The sequence below is a fragment of the Streptomyces sp. NPDC102514 genome (assembly GCF_055584525.1).
This window is the reverse complement of the sequence record NZ_JBVJLW010000015.1, coordinates 169,441-183,451: the sequence shown is the minus strand read 5'-3', so window position 1 is coordinate 183,451 and position 14,011 is coordinate 169,441. Positions and strand designations below refer to the sequence as shown.

The window sequence follows — 14,011 nt, the reverse complement described above, 5'->3', positions numbered from 1 at the left end:
CCCGGCTCTCACCCACGCAAGGAGACCCCTGTGTCTGCCGTACTCAGCAAGCTCACCGACCGGTTCGACAAGGTCCGCGAACTGGTCGACGTCGCCGAGATGTACGCCACGGACGGCGCCCCCTTGTCGGCGATGCAGAACCTCGTGGACGCCATCGCGACCATCCGCAGCGTCATCGAGCCTGCCCCGGACGAGGACCGGCAGCCCATGCCGCTGGAGCGGCTCGTGGAGACCGTGGAGGGTGCGCTGCACCGCCGGAAGCCCGAACAGGTAGCCGCCGTGCCGTGGGTCGCCGAGGCGATCGGGCTGCACGAGCCCGCCATCCGCGCCCTGGGCGAGGTGGCGGCCCTGGCCGAGCAGCAGTACCGGGCCGCACTGGTCGAGTGGATCAGCCGCGACTGGACGTGCCTGTGCGTCGTGAGCTGCGCCGAGGACCCGGCGACCGCATGCAGCCTCTCGGGCCGAAGCCACGTCCACCCGGCGATCCCCGGCCAGCCGGGCGTCTACGGGCCGTGCCCCATGCACCCCGACGCGCCCGGCGACCACTAGCAGGCCCTGCTCCTGGGAGCCGGGGAGCACCGGCCCCCACCCCGAAGGAAGGAACCGCGCCCCATGCCCCGTGTCACTCGCTCCCACACGATCCGCCGCCACCTTGTCGACGGCGGGCTCGTCGACCTCGGCCTCGACTACGCGCAGCAGGAGGCAGGTCCCGACGGCCATGACACCGACGGGTTCTCGCTGCGGCAGCAGTACGACGAGGCCGGAACGCTGGTCGTCGTGGCCGGCGCGTACGGCCCGAACTGGCTGCGCACCCTGTCCGAGATCAGCGGACGCTTGGAGCAGCCGTTCGTGAAGTGCGTGGTCATCGCTGAGGCGCCCGTCGTCGCCGACCACGAGGTAATGGCGCGGTGGGCGACGTCCGCGGAGTTGCAGGCCCGCCGCGCGTCCGCGGAGCTTCGTCAGGCCCCTCTCAAGGCCCTGCTTCGCCGCCAGGAAGCCGAGCAGCGCGCCGCCCAGGAGCGGGAGGACCTCGAAGCCGCCGGTCAGTCCGTCCTCTTCTGACACAGCTTGCCCGGTCGTGGCGTTCCCCCAAGCGTCACGGCCGCCCGGCCCCGCGCACAACCCCGTCCTACCGGCAGGAGATACGAGATGACGCAGTACGAGCGCCTCATGGCCGAGGCTATCCCCACCGGCAGGTTCGGGAACTCCGACAGCCAGACCCGCAGGACGTCGGCGCCGCCCCCGTCGCCGGAGCAGCAGGCCGCCCGCCGTGCTGCCCTGGCGGGCGCGCAACAGGGCTGGCGTCTGCAGGACGAAACCTCGCAGCGCAAGCGCGCCCGGTCCGCCGTGAAGTCCGCCGAACGGACCCGCGAACGCGCGCAGTCCCGTCCGCGCCACCTGCGCATCGTGCCCGACCCGAACGACACCCAGGCCGCTTGACCACCACATGCCCAGATAGGCAACGCCATGCGCTGGAAAGTCACGCACCGCCGCCGCAAGCCGAACTCCGGCCGATGGAAGGCAGACGAGCACAACTACCGGATGGCGCACCGTGGCCGGTGAGTCGGCCGGGGAACACGCCGAGGTCTGCCAATGGTGGGACGACGACCCCCGGACCGGCGTCCCGTCAGAGCGCTCATATGGCCTGACCCAAGGCGTAATGCCCCCTTGGCGTGGCGTCTCCGCGCAACTGCACATCCTCGCAGGAGCCGGTGGCAGTGAGTCAGCACCCGACCACTTTCGGTGATCAATGCGGGTGTGTGAGCTACGCGAAGACAGGGTCATCACGGCTTGATGAGGTCGCGAAGGGTGGGGACGCAGGCACCGGCACTCGTGATCCCGGTGATGACAGCGGCAGCTACGGGGGCGCCGGTGAAGACGGTCAGTCCGCCGATGACGAAACCGAACACGGTCGCGGCAAGCAGCACAACGGCGGTGTGCACGGACAGGAACGGTTCCCCTGAGGGGTTCTGGTTTGTGGTCATGCTTCGACTCTGACCGACAGAACGGCTGTGACCAGCACCGATGGAACACATCTGATGAAACCCGATCGACGACCGCGCAACGCCGCACAGTGGTGGCGGTCGACCGAACACCCGAACTGTTCGGCACTGTTCGGCACTGTTCGGCCCCCGGACCACTAACCTGCTTTATCCGTACGAGGACGGGAGCACGAGGGGGAGTGCCCGGTGGCCGAGGAAACGTATGAGGGTCTGCTGCAGGAACAAGCCAGCCGTCTGAAGCAGCTGCGAATTGAGCGGGGCTACCCGTCCCTGCGCGACATCCAGAGCCGTGTGCTGAAACTGTTCGCTCAGGAGAGGGCGTCCCTGCCGATCGCCACTCAGAGCGCTGCCTTCAGCGGCAGGTACGTACGTCAGGACAAACTGATGTGGCTCGTCCGGTGTCTCATGTCCTGGGACGTGTACGGCGATGACTGCCCCCCGCCCGGACGCAGGGACCCCGCCCTTGATGAATGGCGTGTCCGCTGGAGGCAAATCACCTCCGCACAGCCCCAGCGCCGCAAGCCCACAGCCGCACCGACGGGCACGGAGGCGGAGACACCGACGGGCACACCCACGGACACGGAGGAGCCGTGGTACGGGTCTGCACCCCTGAACCGGGACGCACCAACGGCGAGGCCGAATTGGTACGGGTCTGACCCCATCGCTCCACCGTATACACCGACCGACACGGACACAGAGACGGATGCCGAGACGCCGGGGTATAGGAGTGCACCTCCCGGGTCCGGCCAACAAGTGCACTTCATCTGGCTGCTCGACTGCTCCCACCCGATGGACGGTCAAAAAGTCGCCCAGCTCAACTTCGCCATCAACGAAGCCCTGCCGGATATGCGCCAGGTCGCGAACGACAACCCTGCGGTGAAGCTCAAGGTCCGGGCAGTGACGTTCGGCGCCGGCGCTCGATGGATGATGAAAGAGCCGACCGATATCCAACGCCTGGAATGGCCCAATGTCACCGTCGATGCCAACAGCGAGGGCTGCGACATGGGCACGGCTTTCCGACTGGTCGCCCCCGCCCTGATGGTTCCACCAATGCCCTTCTGTTCACCGCCACCGGTGTTGGCGCTGGTCTCCAACACGACGCCAACAGACGAATGGCGCTCCGGGCTGCGCGAGCTGATTGCCACCCCATGGGGCGCTAAAGCGGTTCGCGTCGCCATACCCGTCGGCGCCGACGCCAACCACAGCGTGCTCCAAGAGTTCTTGGGAAATCCGGAGATAAGGCCACTGGACCCCAACAGTCCCAGACAGCTTGCTGCAGCCATCCGCTGGGCGGAGACCGAGGTATCAAACGATCGCGAAGTGCGCTAAATTCGGCTCCGCACACCATTCGTGCGAGACCAGAGGAGTGAATGGGCGCGGCCCAGCACTCTGGAGGAGGTCCGGCGACACGGGTTCGAACTACGTAACGCGCCCACTGATGGGTAGCTCAATAGCAGAGCAGAGCACTGTTAATACTCAGGCTGCTGGTTGGCGTCCAGCCGTGTCAGCTATGTATGGAGAGGGCGCATCTCTACGGCTCTGCGTCCCTTACTGCGACTGGTGCGACGTGCCGCGTCGCACGGACAGAAATCACCTGTCCGACTATTGCGGCTGCCGCTCCGCCTACCGCCCCCACAAGGTAGGCGACAGCCTTAATGATCTCAGCCGCACTGTTGGCGCTTGTGGACGGCTCCGTTGGGTCGAACGGCGGGGGAATCGCCACAGCCGTCTCACTCGGTTCCGTGGCACCGGCCGGCGGCGGCAGATTGTACGTAGGGGTTCCATTTCCGGGGGATGTCGGCCTCACTGTCCCGGCCACCGTGGGAGACGACGAGGCTTCACCAGTGCCGTTGAATGGTGTATTGAGACTCGTGATCGGGAAGACCAGCACGGCCAAGACCACCGCGCCGAAGATCGCGAAACCAATCCATCGTATCCGGTGACCTAACCTCTGCCTCTTTGTGATCTTCCAGTTTATATCCCCCATATGATGAAGATAGGGCTCCCTTCTCATGAACAGGAGGGGGCTCGCCATACGCGCCCACCTGTCCGACCCCGCCACGACGGTCCTGAGGGGCTACTCAGCGACCGCGCTCCATTCCGCCTTTGTCAGGGGCGGTTCGATGAGTTGACGCTTGAGGGGGCCTCGTGCCGTCGCGATCAGGATGCTCGGGCGCAGCAGGACGGGTATCCCGCGCTGAAGTGACGTCACATCGGTGACAGCGCGGGCGACACGACCGTTTCCGGTAGCAGTGAGCATGAGCCGAGCGACGTACCGGGCGGCCAGTCTTTCTCTGAGGGTGGGGCCGCTGTCCGTCGCACCGGGGTAGAACACGTCTTGTCCAGTGGCCAGGTCCCATGCGGTGGCGACGGTGCGGCCGATGGCCTTCTGGACGCTGGCCGCCAGTCCGGGGCTGTCCAGGCCGAGGCGAGCCACGGTCTTGTCCAGGGCGACGGCGCTCTGGGCACTCACTGACATGCCATGTCCGTAGATCGGATTGAACGCAGCAACGGAATCGCCGAGCGCTACGAACCCTTCGGGCCAGTTGCTGATCTTCTCGTAGTAGTACCGGACGTTCGCAGTGGTCCGGGTGAGCGCCACGTCGGTCAGGGGTTCGGCCGCGGCGAGGAGTTGCCCGATGACCGGGTCGCGCAGGCTCAGGGCGAAGTCGCGGAAGCCGTCAGTGTCGACCGTGGGCTCACCGCCGCTGGTACCTGAGAGGGTCACCAGCCAGCGGTGTCCCTCGATGGGCATGAGGACTCCGGCCCGGCCCGGTACCGGCGCCCGAGGGTCCGCCTGAACGTTGACCACAGGAAACTTTCCGTGCGCCCCGACGGGTGCGCGGTAGACACGGCTCGCATAGACGAGACCGGAGGCCACCCTGCGGGTCGCCGGCTTCGAGGTCCCCATGGACGCGAGCCATTCAGGGGCGCGGGACGCGCGGCCGGTGGCGTCAACAACGAGACCAGCTCGAAGTGTGCGCTCCTTCCCGTCGCGGCATCGGATGCGTGCTCCGGTCACCCCACGGGTGGCTGTCGCTTCGAGGCCGAGAGCTTCGGCGCCTTGTATCAGCTTGATGCGTGGAGAGCCGAGGACTTCCTTGCGGACGGACCAGTCGAGGAGGTCCCGGCTGGCAAGGACCATGTGGTGGGACTCAACCCAGCGGCGGAACCAGCCCTGAGCGCTCAGCGCCACCATGTCGGTCGGCACCGCGAGGTGCCGGGCACCTTCCGCTGCGAGTCGAAGGGCCGTGCCGGGCAGGAGTTGCTCGATGGCTTGGGCGCCGCCGGACCACAGCAGGTGGACGTGCCGGGCCTGGGGGAGTCCCTTGCGGGGAGCAGGCCCGTCCGGCAGGACGTCGCGTTCAACGATCGTCACGTTCGAATACTTCGACAAGGCTTGAGCAGCGAGCATGCCGGCGAGGCTTCCGCCGAGGACGACCGTTGACTGCAGGCCGTTGATGGGGGAGGAGTGTTGAGTCATCTGGGAGGCACGCTCTCTTGCTGGACTGCCAGGCGTTGGCGGATCGTTTCGGCGGAAGAGGGGTCGCGAAGGGCGAGGGACAGGGGTTCGAGGTTCTCGAAGTCCTCAAGGCTCTGACCGATCGAGCCGGTGCTGTTACCGGCACCGCTGTGTGACTCGTTGGCCATCGTGTCGAGAGCGTTGATCATGTCGACGACCGCGCCCAGAGCCGCCGCTTCCTGCTTGGGAAAACCCCTGGCGAGCGCTTCCTCGCGGGCACGGGCGCGCAGACCTGCGTCGAGATACGGGCCCAGTTTCAGGATGCTGTCGTAGATCGCGGACTGACGCTGTACGACGCGCAGCGGCCAGGGGGACCAGGCGCCGATGCGGACACGGCTTGCGTTGGGGCTGGTGGCACGCAGCGCGCGCCACAGCGGGCCCAGTTTCCGGTACCTGCGGCGCTCGTTCCTTTGTTCCTGAAGGTACGGGCCAGCGTGGGGTACGAGGAATCCGGCGGCGATGAGCAGAGCGGAGAGCACGGCGATGGGCGGGGCGACGAGAGTGCTCAGCCAGTCCAGGTTGTTACCGTTCCATCGGGCGACGACTGCCGTGGCCTTGGTGGCGGTGAAACCGAGGTTCATTAGGTAGCCGCAGCCCAAAAGGACCAGCCCCGCGCGCAGCCAGCCTTGAACGTGGCCGACGTAGGTCCAGATCAGTGCTGAGGTAGCCACGACGGCGACAAAGTGCCCGCTCAGGTACAACACAATGTGTTCACGCATGAACGGCGTGTTTGCGTAATAGGTGTCAAGGTCGCGAATGCGTTCCACAGATGCATCGGCAAGGACGAACGTCGTCCATAAGCCTGCGATCACTAGAATGTAAGAGATAACGACCAGCCGCAGGGCGAACGTACGCTTCCTTGACGGATCGACGAGCCAGACGATGACCAGCAAAAGGCAGGAGCTGCAGAACGCCGAGACCATGGTGTAGCAGATAGGGGCAGAGATGTTAGGGACACCAGTGGCTTCGTTCATGCGGTGGATGTTCCGCGGGTCCAGAAGAACGAAGACCAGGCAGGCCAGCAGTAACAAACCTCCCACCGCGCGCAGTTGGATGTCGCGCCAGAACCGGAACACGGATGGAGCCTTGATCAGAAAGGCTATTCCGAGTAAGGTCGCGGGAATTGCGTATGTGAGGGTCTCTAAGGTAGTGGTCATCACTGACCGCGGTATTCGAGCGAGGCTGACATGCGGTTCTCGACTGTGTCGGTTCGCAGAGGATCGCGTGCATGCGGGCCCCTCAACCAGGTGCGGAAACTCTGAGCGACCTTGAGCCCGAACCTCTCAGCGTCGTTCTCGTCGTCCTCGGCGAACCCAGTACGCGCGGCAACAGATAACAGCCTCGGCGCCAACGCTTCCCAGTCGGGTTCGCCCTCGGACAGCATGCGTGCAGCCATCGCCGCCCCGCCGGCGTCATGGGAGCAATGCCCCGCCTTCTCATGCCACAACTCATGCCCGAGGATCACCAACTGGTGCTCAGGGCTCGTCCGCTCCTCGATCACAATCAAGGACCTGTCGCCGAAGTCGAGGACCAGCCCCGAACCTGTATCTTTCGGAAACGCCGCGAGGCGCAACATCACCGGCTTGCCCTGCAACTTACTGACAGCCGCGCACATCGCTTCGAACAACTCCCGCGGCTCGGCCGGTAAATCAACCGACTCGCTCACCACGTTGGTGATGTCAGCGAGGAACTTCCTCATCTGTAATGCCGAGCCGATCACGACTGATCCTCCATGTTCTGCTGCAATACGTCCGCGATCAGCCCGGCGAAGCGCTTGGCTTCCTCCCGGCTCAGAGGCTCGCCCCGACGGGCAACGCCCACAAGACCGAACCTCTCCTTGAGAGCGGCGAGCGGATCGTCGAGATCCGCCTCGGTCTTGTGCTCGGTCTGGAGATACGGCTGCAACGCCCTGTTCAGCGCTGCAGCAGGTGTCTCGGTGAGGAAACCATCGGGCACCCCGAAATAGCGACTGAGTTGATGCCCGTGCTTCATGCTCGGCGTCTTCTCCCCGAGCACCAACTGCCGCGCCCAGACGATGGAGACGCCGATGCCGCCGGCGATGTCCTTCGCCATGGCGGTCACAGCATCCTTGTCGTCGTAGTCCTTGCCGTTCTCGGACAGACACCTGCGGCACAGGAGCTGGACACGCTCGCGGATCCGCGTGTCTATGTCGTCATCGCCGAGGTCCTTGCCGTCGAGAAGGGCCCGAACATCCTTCGCCGACGAGATACCTGTCGTACGCGATAGGTCCTCGGCATCGAGGACGAGACCTTGCTCGGCGATGCGAGCCAGAGTCTCTTGGAGAGGAGCGAGGGACTCACTCACCGTTGTGCTCCCGGGTGTTGAGGGTGTGGTTGTTGTGCTGCGTGACGACAGTAAGCGTCCGCAGCGTCCCCCGCCCACGTTTCGAGAAACGATCGTTGAAGAATTTAAACGATCGTTGACAGTCGCCGTTTGGGCGTAGCAGGATTCCCGTGAACCCGGAGCGGGATCATCCGGAAGAGGCAAACGGCGCGGACGGTGCATCCCTCAGCTCGTACCAGCTCCAGGGGTACTAGCGGCACCCCGCAATGGCCAGGAGTAAGGACTCAACGACCAGTGAAGCAAGGTCTGTTCTGCCCAACCGCGCCCGTGCGCCGGCGACACGAGAGGTGCAACATGGCGCGACAAGCGCACTAAGCAACCGCTTAACCCGCCCCGTCGGTACCCCAAAGCCTGCCGTCGCGCACTCGCCCCACGCACACCCATCGAACCAACAACTGACTCCGTGCCATTCAACGAGACGGACAGCTAGTGACGATCTCCGACGCCAGGCCACCGCTCCAGCACGCCAGCCCGCAAACAACCGCGCCCGCGCGACGCGCCAACGCACCCCAAGGGCCACCAGACACAGAGAACTCAATCGAGTTTCGACTTGGCCCAGAACACACCCCCACCCAGAGCATGCGCCGCGCCCGCGGGTTCGCCACCATGATGATGCCGACGCTGCTCGCTGATGCACTCAATGCCAACGTTGTTGAAGAATCGACGCTCGCTGTATTGACCGAACTCGTCGACGTCACCGCCCGACACCGCGCCAGCACCGACCTGAGCGGCCGGATTTCGTACGACGGGGAACACGTCCTGATCACCATCGGAGAGATGGACCAACCGCTACCCGACTCCCACGAGGAGCCGGGCCTGTTCCTTGTGCGACGCCTCACTGACGAGACTGGCCAGTACCGCGGTGACGAAGCCGGGTATGTGACCTGGGCGTCCGTGCCGGTCTGAGTGAGAGGCCAGAGCCCCAAGTAGCCTTGAAGGCCAGCGCGCCGGCAACAAGCACGGTAAGCACCGGAATGTCGATCTTCTCCACAAGATCCACACCGCGGCCTGGCACCCCAGATGTGGCCAGGGCTGGGTTGAGAGGGCGTGTACGACGCTGTCACCAGCCCCAAGCGAGCTCATGTGACGGGCCAACCCGCGCTTAGGTTTCGTCACCGTCCTCGGGAACGTCGACGGTGATGCTCGCAAGGTTCGCCTCTCGATGCTTTGCGCCGAAGCCGTCCTCAGGGATCAGGTACTTGTCCGGTGGGAACTTCCAGGGCAGGCACCAGGTCATGGCCTTGCCGCGCATCCCGTTGTCGCGCGTGACGACGGTGACCTGGCGCGGTGCGATGGCCTCCTGCAAGTGGGCCGCGCGGGCCACGACTTCGGAGTCGTTGTTCGGCAGGCGCCGGTGCCCAAGCTCGTCGCGTAGGACCTGGACCTCGGTCTCGTCGTGCAGTTTGAAGCGGCCGTCGGTGGACAAGCCCTTGAGAACGTCGCTCAACAACTCGTAGACCCCGCGCGCCCGTTTCTTGATCTTCTCGCTGCCCTCGGAGTAGGACTTACTGTCGATCTCCTCTACCACCACGTGCGGGATCACCAGCGTTGCCGGGCCATTCCCGCACACCCGAGACCACGGGATCTTGTCGAAGCGCTGACAGTGCAGCAGAGTGTTCGCGTCCACGACCAGCACACGCCGCCGGTAGCTGCGGTAGTCCTCCATGCTCTGCCGCATCTGGTTCTGCAGCTCCATGAAGTACGTCGCCAGTTCGTCCAGCTCCCAGTGCAGCAGTGCCGCGGTTCGGTAGGGCGTCAGGGGGCTGTGCACGATGTGGCTGTAGTGCTCGCCGCGCAGCCGCGCCGGCACCGCCGGGTCGGCGAAAACACCCGCCAGTTCCCGGGCGCTCGTCGCGGTCCACTGGCCGTACTGCCGCAGCGTGACCACCAGTTCGGGCCCGGCCAACTGCGAGGGCTCCACGCCCGCCAGTAACGTCTGGGCGAAGGTCGGGATGGAATTGCGGAGGTTGTTGAGTCCGACCTGGACCAGGTCGTCGAGGAACCTGATCGCCTTCTCGCAGGTGACCCCGGGCCGCAGCAGCATGGACGACTTCCTTGCCTCTCGGGCTGCCGCACCGTTGCGGGCGACTTCGCCAGCCATATCGTGGCAGCCGCTCCCGGCAGGCGGCCACCGAGATCCGCGAGTCTGCCGCTCGGTGAACCCGCAAAGGCCATCCTCCGTAGTCGATTCCACGGTCCCTGAACTCGCGGAACCCGGCTGTAGAGGGGGAACCCGACGAAAGCTCCCAAGATGATCAGGACTTCCTCGCTGGCCGTGGAGTGCCGTAGCCATGTTTTGCCGCTGAGGTAAGGGGTATTCGCCACCGAAATTAGTTGGCGCGAGTTCCGCTCTATAAGTAGCCCTGTGTTTCTGCCTACTTGCCGCTTCGGGAGGGTCGGGCCTCCCTGTCGCCGAGCTCGTTCGTGAGCGTGAAGGTGGGGTTGGGGGCCGCTGCCGGACATGCCTCGGGTGAAGCCGTTAGCGTCTATCGCAGGTTGAAATGGAAGAGGTGAGCCTTCGTTTGGCCGTCGGCGGTAATTGTCGGGCAGTGCCTTGTTTGGGGGTGCGCGGTGGCCTGGTGCAGAGCACGGCCCTGAATTCCTTAGGTGCTCCGTCCGGGAATTCTCGACGCGACACCGAACGTCAAAGGCATGTGACGCACGTCACAAAGGGTGTCCACATGTTGGACACTCTTGAATTGATCGACTGTGCGGTGACGACACCCTCGCCCCAACTCCTCGAAGGGAGGGAGCTGCTTGATAACTGTCGGCGTCTCATGTGGTATGTCGCCAACCCGTCGTGTGTGACAGGCCAATGAGAAGCCCTATCCAAGGGCCCTATCTGTGGGGTCTTGTGGCGTTCCGCTGATGGTGCGGGTGCTCAGTAACTAGGGTCCAGCGCAAGAAGATCGGGTGCCGGAGGTGGGCGCGTGCGGGTACGCGTATGGACAGCAGGAATAGTCACGCTCGCCAGCCTGGGCATAGGACTGGCGATCGTGCTGGCACTGGCGGGAAACGCCGCCACGTCCACTCCACACTGGCCGTGGCTGCTAGACGAGCTCCGGCAGCACCCCTGGTGGTCGGTCGGCGCCTTCGGGCTGCTGGCGATCGTGGCAGGCGCTATAGCGGCCTGGCTGCAGGCACGTCCCCCCGCAGCCCTGAACGACCCCCCGCCACCCCCGCCCGTAACCGTCCCGGACTGGTTCGTCGACCGCACCCAGACCCGCACCGCAGCAGCCGCAGTGTGTCGTAGGACATCCGCCGTCGGCATCACCACCTCCCTATCCGGAGCGGGAGGTTTCGGAAAGACCACACTGGCCACCGCCGTATGCGCCCGCCAACGCGTTAAGTGGCACTTCCGCTCTCGCCTCCTCCCCCCACTCCGGCCCCGCATCTACTTCGTCACCATCGGCCGAGACGTCCGCGGACGGGCGGCCGTGGCAGCCAAGGTCGTCGAGGCCACCCGATACATCACTGGCGACACCACAGAGTTCGACGACCCCGCTCTAGCCGGCGCCCACCTAGGCCGACTCCTCGACAAACGCCCCCGCACCCTGCTCGTCCTTGACGACGTATGGGAAGCAGAACAACTCGAACCCTTCCTCACGGGAGGTCACCGCTGCGTACGACTGATCACCACCCGCAACCCCACTCTGCTACCCCCCGGCACACCACCCATCCCCGTCGACCAAATGTCCCTAACCCAAGCCAAAGCTGTACTGACCTGGAATCTTCCGCTACTGCCCGAACCTCTGGTGAACGCCCTGCTCAAGGCAACCGGCCGCTGGGCCCTGCTGCTACGCCTGACCAACCGCCTCATCGCCAACCAGTGCGCTTCCGGCGCCGACCCCACCGTCACCGCCGAGCAGATCCTGCAACGGCTACGCGGCAACGGCCCCGCCGCTGTAGACGATCCCAATACCACCTGGAACCTGGACGACCCGCGACTCCGCAACCAAGCCGTAAAGGCCTCCATCGAGGCCGCAACCACCCTGCTACCACCCGACGGCCCGAACCGCTTCACTGAACTCGGCATCTTCGCCGAGGACGAGTCCATCCCCATCAGCGTCATCCACCGACTGTGGCAGGCAACCGGCCAACTGACGGAGACCCAGACCCGCAGCCTGTGCCTAGACCTGGAACGCCTATCGCTGCTGACCCTCGACCCGCGTAACGGCGGCACGATCAGCCTGCACGACGTCATCCGCGACTACCTGCGCAGCGCTCTCGGCGCTACGGGCCGCGCCCGCCTCAACGGGCTCCTCATCGACGCCATCGCCGCTACCCTGCCCCCGGCCCACCCTCTCGTTCCCACCGCACCCCACCCCCAACGCGCCTGGTGGGAACTGACGGATGGCTACCTCCTCGACCACCTCATCGATCACCTCCTCGCAGCCGGACGTATCCCCTCCGCCGAAGCTGTCGCGGCTGATCTGCGCTGGGTGGAGACCCGCCTCGCCCAACGCGGGCCATCCGCCCCCTGGACAGACCTCACCCGCGTCGACACCCCTCATACCCGCCCACTCGCCCGCAGCCTCGCCCAGACCGCCCACCTTCTCACCCCCACCGACCCACCCCGCACCCTCACAGGTGTCTTACACACCCGCCTCGACACATACCCGCACTGGCAACCCCAGATCACCGCACGCCAACTCGATCCCGCCCAACGCCCCTGCCTCACCAATCAGTGGCCTCTGCCTGATGCCCCTCCCCCAGCCCTATATCGCATCCTTATCAATCCCGACAGCCCCATCGACCCGATGATCTCGGTTGCGATTGCGCCGGATGGTACCTGGCTTGCGACCACCAGCTTGGAAAACGAGGTGCGGATCTGGGAGCGGGCGACCGGAACTTGTATCGCAACCCTCACCGGCCACACGGAGGTGGTGACCTCGGTGGTGATCGCGCCGGATGGCACTTGGCTCGCGACCACCAGTGCCGACAGGACGCTGCGGATCTGGGATCGGGTGACCGGAGCCTGCACCACCACCCGCACCGGCCCGACGCGCTCAGTGGTGGTTGCGCCGGATGGCACTTGGCTCGCGACCACCAGTACCGACAGCAAGGTGCGGATCTGGAACCGGGCCACCGGAACCCTCACTCTCACCATCGCTGGCATCGTGCGCGAGGGGCGGTCGGTGGTGATCGCGCCGGATGGCACCTGGTTTGCGACCGTCAGCGATGGCATGGTGCGGATCTGGGAGCGGGCGACCGGAATGTGCACAGTCGTCATTGACGGCCGTCCCAGCACGGTGGACTCAGTGGTGATTGCGCCGGATGGGACCTGGCTCGCGACCACCAGTGCCGACAGGACGGTGCGGATCTGGGAGCGGGCGACCGGGACCTGTATCGCGACCCTTACCGGTCACACCGGGGTGGTGAGGTCGGTGGTGGTTGCGCCGGATGGGACCTGGCTCGCCAGCGCCAGCGATGACGGCTCGGTGTGGATCTGGGAGCGGGCGACCGGGACCTGTATCGCGACCCTTACCGGTCACACCAGGGCGGTGATGTCGGTGGCGATTGCGCCGGATGGGACCTGGCTCGCCACCGCCAGTGCCGACAACACGGTGTGGATCTGGGAGCGGGCGACCGGGACCCGTATCGCCATCCTTACCGGTCACGCCGGGGCGGTGATGTCGGTGGTGATCGCGCCGGATGGGACCTGGCTCGCCACCGCCAGCGATGACGGCACAGTGCGGATCTGGGACCGGGCGACCGCTGCTCAAGCTGCCTTGCGCTTCGGTCCCACCGGGGCGGTGAGGTCGGTGGTGATCGCGCCGGATGGGACCTGGCTCGCCAGCGCCAGCGATGACGGCTCGGTGTGGATCTGGGAGCGGGCGACCGGGACCCGTGCCGCCATCCTTACCGGTCACGCCGGGGCGGTGATGTCGGTGGCGATTGCGCCGGATGGGACCTGGCTCGCCACCGCCAGCGATGACAGGACGGTGCGGATCTGGGAGCGGGCGACCGGGACCTGCATCGCGACCCTTACTGGTCACGCCGGCCCGGTGTGCTCGGTGGCGATTGCGCCGGATGGGACCTGGCTCGCCAGCGCCAGCGATGACGGCTCGGTGTGGATCTGGGAGCGGGCGACCGGGACCCGTGCCGCCATCCTTACCGG

General features: G+C 65.7%; 12 protein-coding genes and 1 tRNA gene. 7 read left to right on the top strand and 6 right to left on the bottom strand.

The features are described 5' to 3' along the window. Positions 1-30 precede the first annotated feature (30 nt). The 3 genes from ACZ60E_RS32985 to ACZ60E_RS32975 all read left to right on the top strand — a co-directional run bounded on the left by ACZ60E_RS32985 (position 31) and on the right by ACZ60E_RS32975 (position 1,440). Positions 31-549 (top strand): hypothetical protein, encoded by a 519-nt coding sequence (locus ACZ60E_RS32985; RefSeq protein WP_469445174.1) that lies wholly within the window; start codon positions 31-33, stop codon positions 547-549. Positions 550-612: 63 nt separating this feature from the next. Then, the gene (locus ACZ60E_RS32980; RefSeq protein WP_469445172.1) at positions 613-1,062 is read left to right on the top strand and encodes a hypothetical protein; all 450 of its coding nucleotides are present in this window, start codon (positions 613-615) and stop codon (positions 1,060-1,062) included. Positions 1,063-1,149: 87 nt separating this feature from the next. Beyond that, positions 1,150-1,440, top strand: a complete 291-nt coding sequence (locus tag ACZ60E_RS32975; protein WP_469445170.1) for a hypothetical protein — start codon at positions 1,150-1,152, stop codon at positions 1,438-1,440. Between the two features lie 344 nt (positions 1,441-1,784). Here the strand turns inward: ACZ60E_RS32975 and ACZ60E_RS32970 are convergent, their stop codons facing one another. Beyond that, a complete protein-coding gene (locus tag ACZ60E_RS32970) occupies positions 1,785-1,985 on the bottom strand; it encodes a hypothetical protein (protein ID WP_469445169.1) in 201 nt (66 codons plus the stop codon). A 771-nt stretch (positions 1,986-2,756) separates the two neighbouring features. Here ACZ60E_RS32970 and ACZ60E_RS32965 point away from each other — a divergent pair. Next, complete coding sequence (locus ACZ60E_RS32965) at positions 2,757-3,332, top strand: vWA domain-containing protein (RefSeq protein WP_469445168.1); 576 nt, start codon at positions 2,757-2,759, stop codon at positions 3,330-3,332. 110 nt (positions 3,333-3,442) lie between these two features. Then, positions 3,443-3,511: transfer RNA gene (locus ACZ60E_RS32960), tRNA-Asn, on the top strand. Positions 3,512-4,080: 569 nt separating this feature from the next. Here the strand turns inward: ACZ60E_RS32960 and ACZ60E_RS32955 are convergent. The 4 genes from ACZ60E_RS32955 to ACZ60E_RS32940 are packed head-to-tail and all read right to left on the bottom strand — an operon-like array spanning position 4,081 to position 7,851. Next, positions 4,081-5,487, bottom strand: a complete 1,407-nt coding sequence (locus ACZ60E_RS32955; RefSeq protein WP_469445166.1) for an FAD-dependent oxidoreductase — start codon at positions 5,485-5,487, stop codon at positions 4,081-4,083. Next, a complete protein-coding gene (locus tag ACZ60E_RS32950; protein ID WP_469445165.1) occupies positions 5,484-6,683 on the bottom strand; it encodes an MAB_1171c family putative transporter in 1,200 nt (399 codons plus the stop codon). Before ACZ60E_RS32950 ends, ACZ60E_RS32955 begins: the two co-directional genes overlap by 4 nt. Further along, positions 6,683-7,246 carry a toxin-antitoxin system, toxin component gene (locus tag ACZ60E_RS32945; protein WP_469445164.1) on the bottom strand — a complete coding sequence of 188 codons (564 nt, stop codon included), beginning with the start codon at positions 7,244-7,246 and terminating at the stop codon, positions 6,683-6,685. The genes ACZ60E_RS32950 and ACZ60E_RS32945 overlap by 1 nt, the downstream gene beginning before the upstream one ends. After that, positions 7,243-7,851 (bottom strand): hypothetical protein, encoded by a 609-nt coding sequence (locus ACZ60E_RS32940; protein ID WP_469445162.1) that lies wholly within the window; start codon positions 7,849-7,851, stop codon positions 7,243-7,245. The genes ACZ60E_RS32945 and ACZ60E_RS32940 overlap by 4 nt, the downstream gene beginning before the upstream one ends. A gap of 468 nt (positions 7,852-8,319) precedes the next feature. Here ACZ60E_RS32940 and ACZ60E_RS32935 point away from each other — a divergent pair, with 468 nt between their 5' ends. Next, positions 8,320-8,796: a hypothetical protein gene (locus ACZ60E_RS32935; protein WP_469445160.1), complete on the top strand. Its 477-nt coding sequence runs from the start codon at positions 8,320-8,322 to the stop codon at positions 8,794-8,796. A 196-nt stretch (positions 8,797-8,992) separates the two neighbouring features. Here ACZ60E_RS32935 and ACZ60E_RS32930 read toward each other — a convergent pair whose 3' ends face one another. Further along, positions 8,993-9,934, bottom strand: coding sequence for a PIN domain-containing protein (locus ACZ60E_RS32930; RefSeq protein WP_469445158.1), 942 nt, complete (start codon positions 9,932-9,934; stop codon positions 8,993-8,995). A gap of 886 nt (positions 9,935-10,820) precedes the next feature. Between ACZ60E_RS32930 and ACZ60E_RS32925 the strand changes: the two genes are divergently transcribed. Then, on the top strand, positions 10,821-14,011 hold a 3,191-nt coding region (locus ACZ60E_RS32925), incomplete at its 3' end, for an NB-ARC domain-containing protein (protein ID WP_469445156.1).

Excerpts from the sequence above, each read along its gene's own strand:
- ACZ60E_RS32980 (WP_469445172.1), top strand. The coding sequence starts at position 613 with ATGCCCCGTGTCACTCGCTCCCACACGATCCGCCGCCACCTTGTCGAC.
- ACZ60E_RS32975 (WP_469445170.1), top strand. The coding sequence starts at position 1,150 with ATGACGCAGTACGAGCGCCTCATGGCCGAGGCTATCCCCACCGGCAGG.
- ACZ60E_RS32970 (WP_469445169.1), bottom strand. The coding sequence starts at position 1,985 with ATGACCACAAACCAGAACCCCTCAGGGGAACCGTTCCTGTCCGTGCAC.
- ACZ60E_RS32955 (WP_469445166.1), bottom strand. The coding sequence starts at position 5,487 with ATGACTCAACACTCCTCCCCCATCAACGGCCTGCAGTCAACGGTCGTC.
- ACZ60E_RS32950 (WP_469445165.1), bottom strand. The coding sequence starts at position 6,683 with ATGACCACTACCTTAGAGACCCTCACATACGCAATTCCCGCGACCTTA.
- ACZ60E_RS32930 (WP_469445158.1), bottom strand. The coding sequence starts at position 9,934 with ATGCTGCTGCGGCCCGGGGTCACCTGCGAGAAGGCGATCAGGTTCCTC.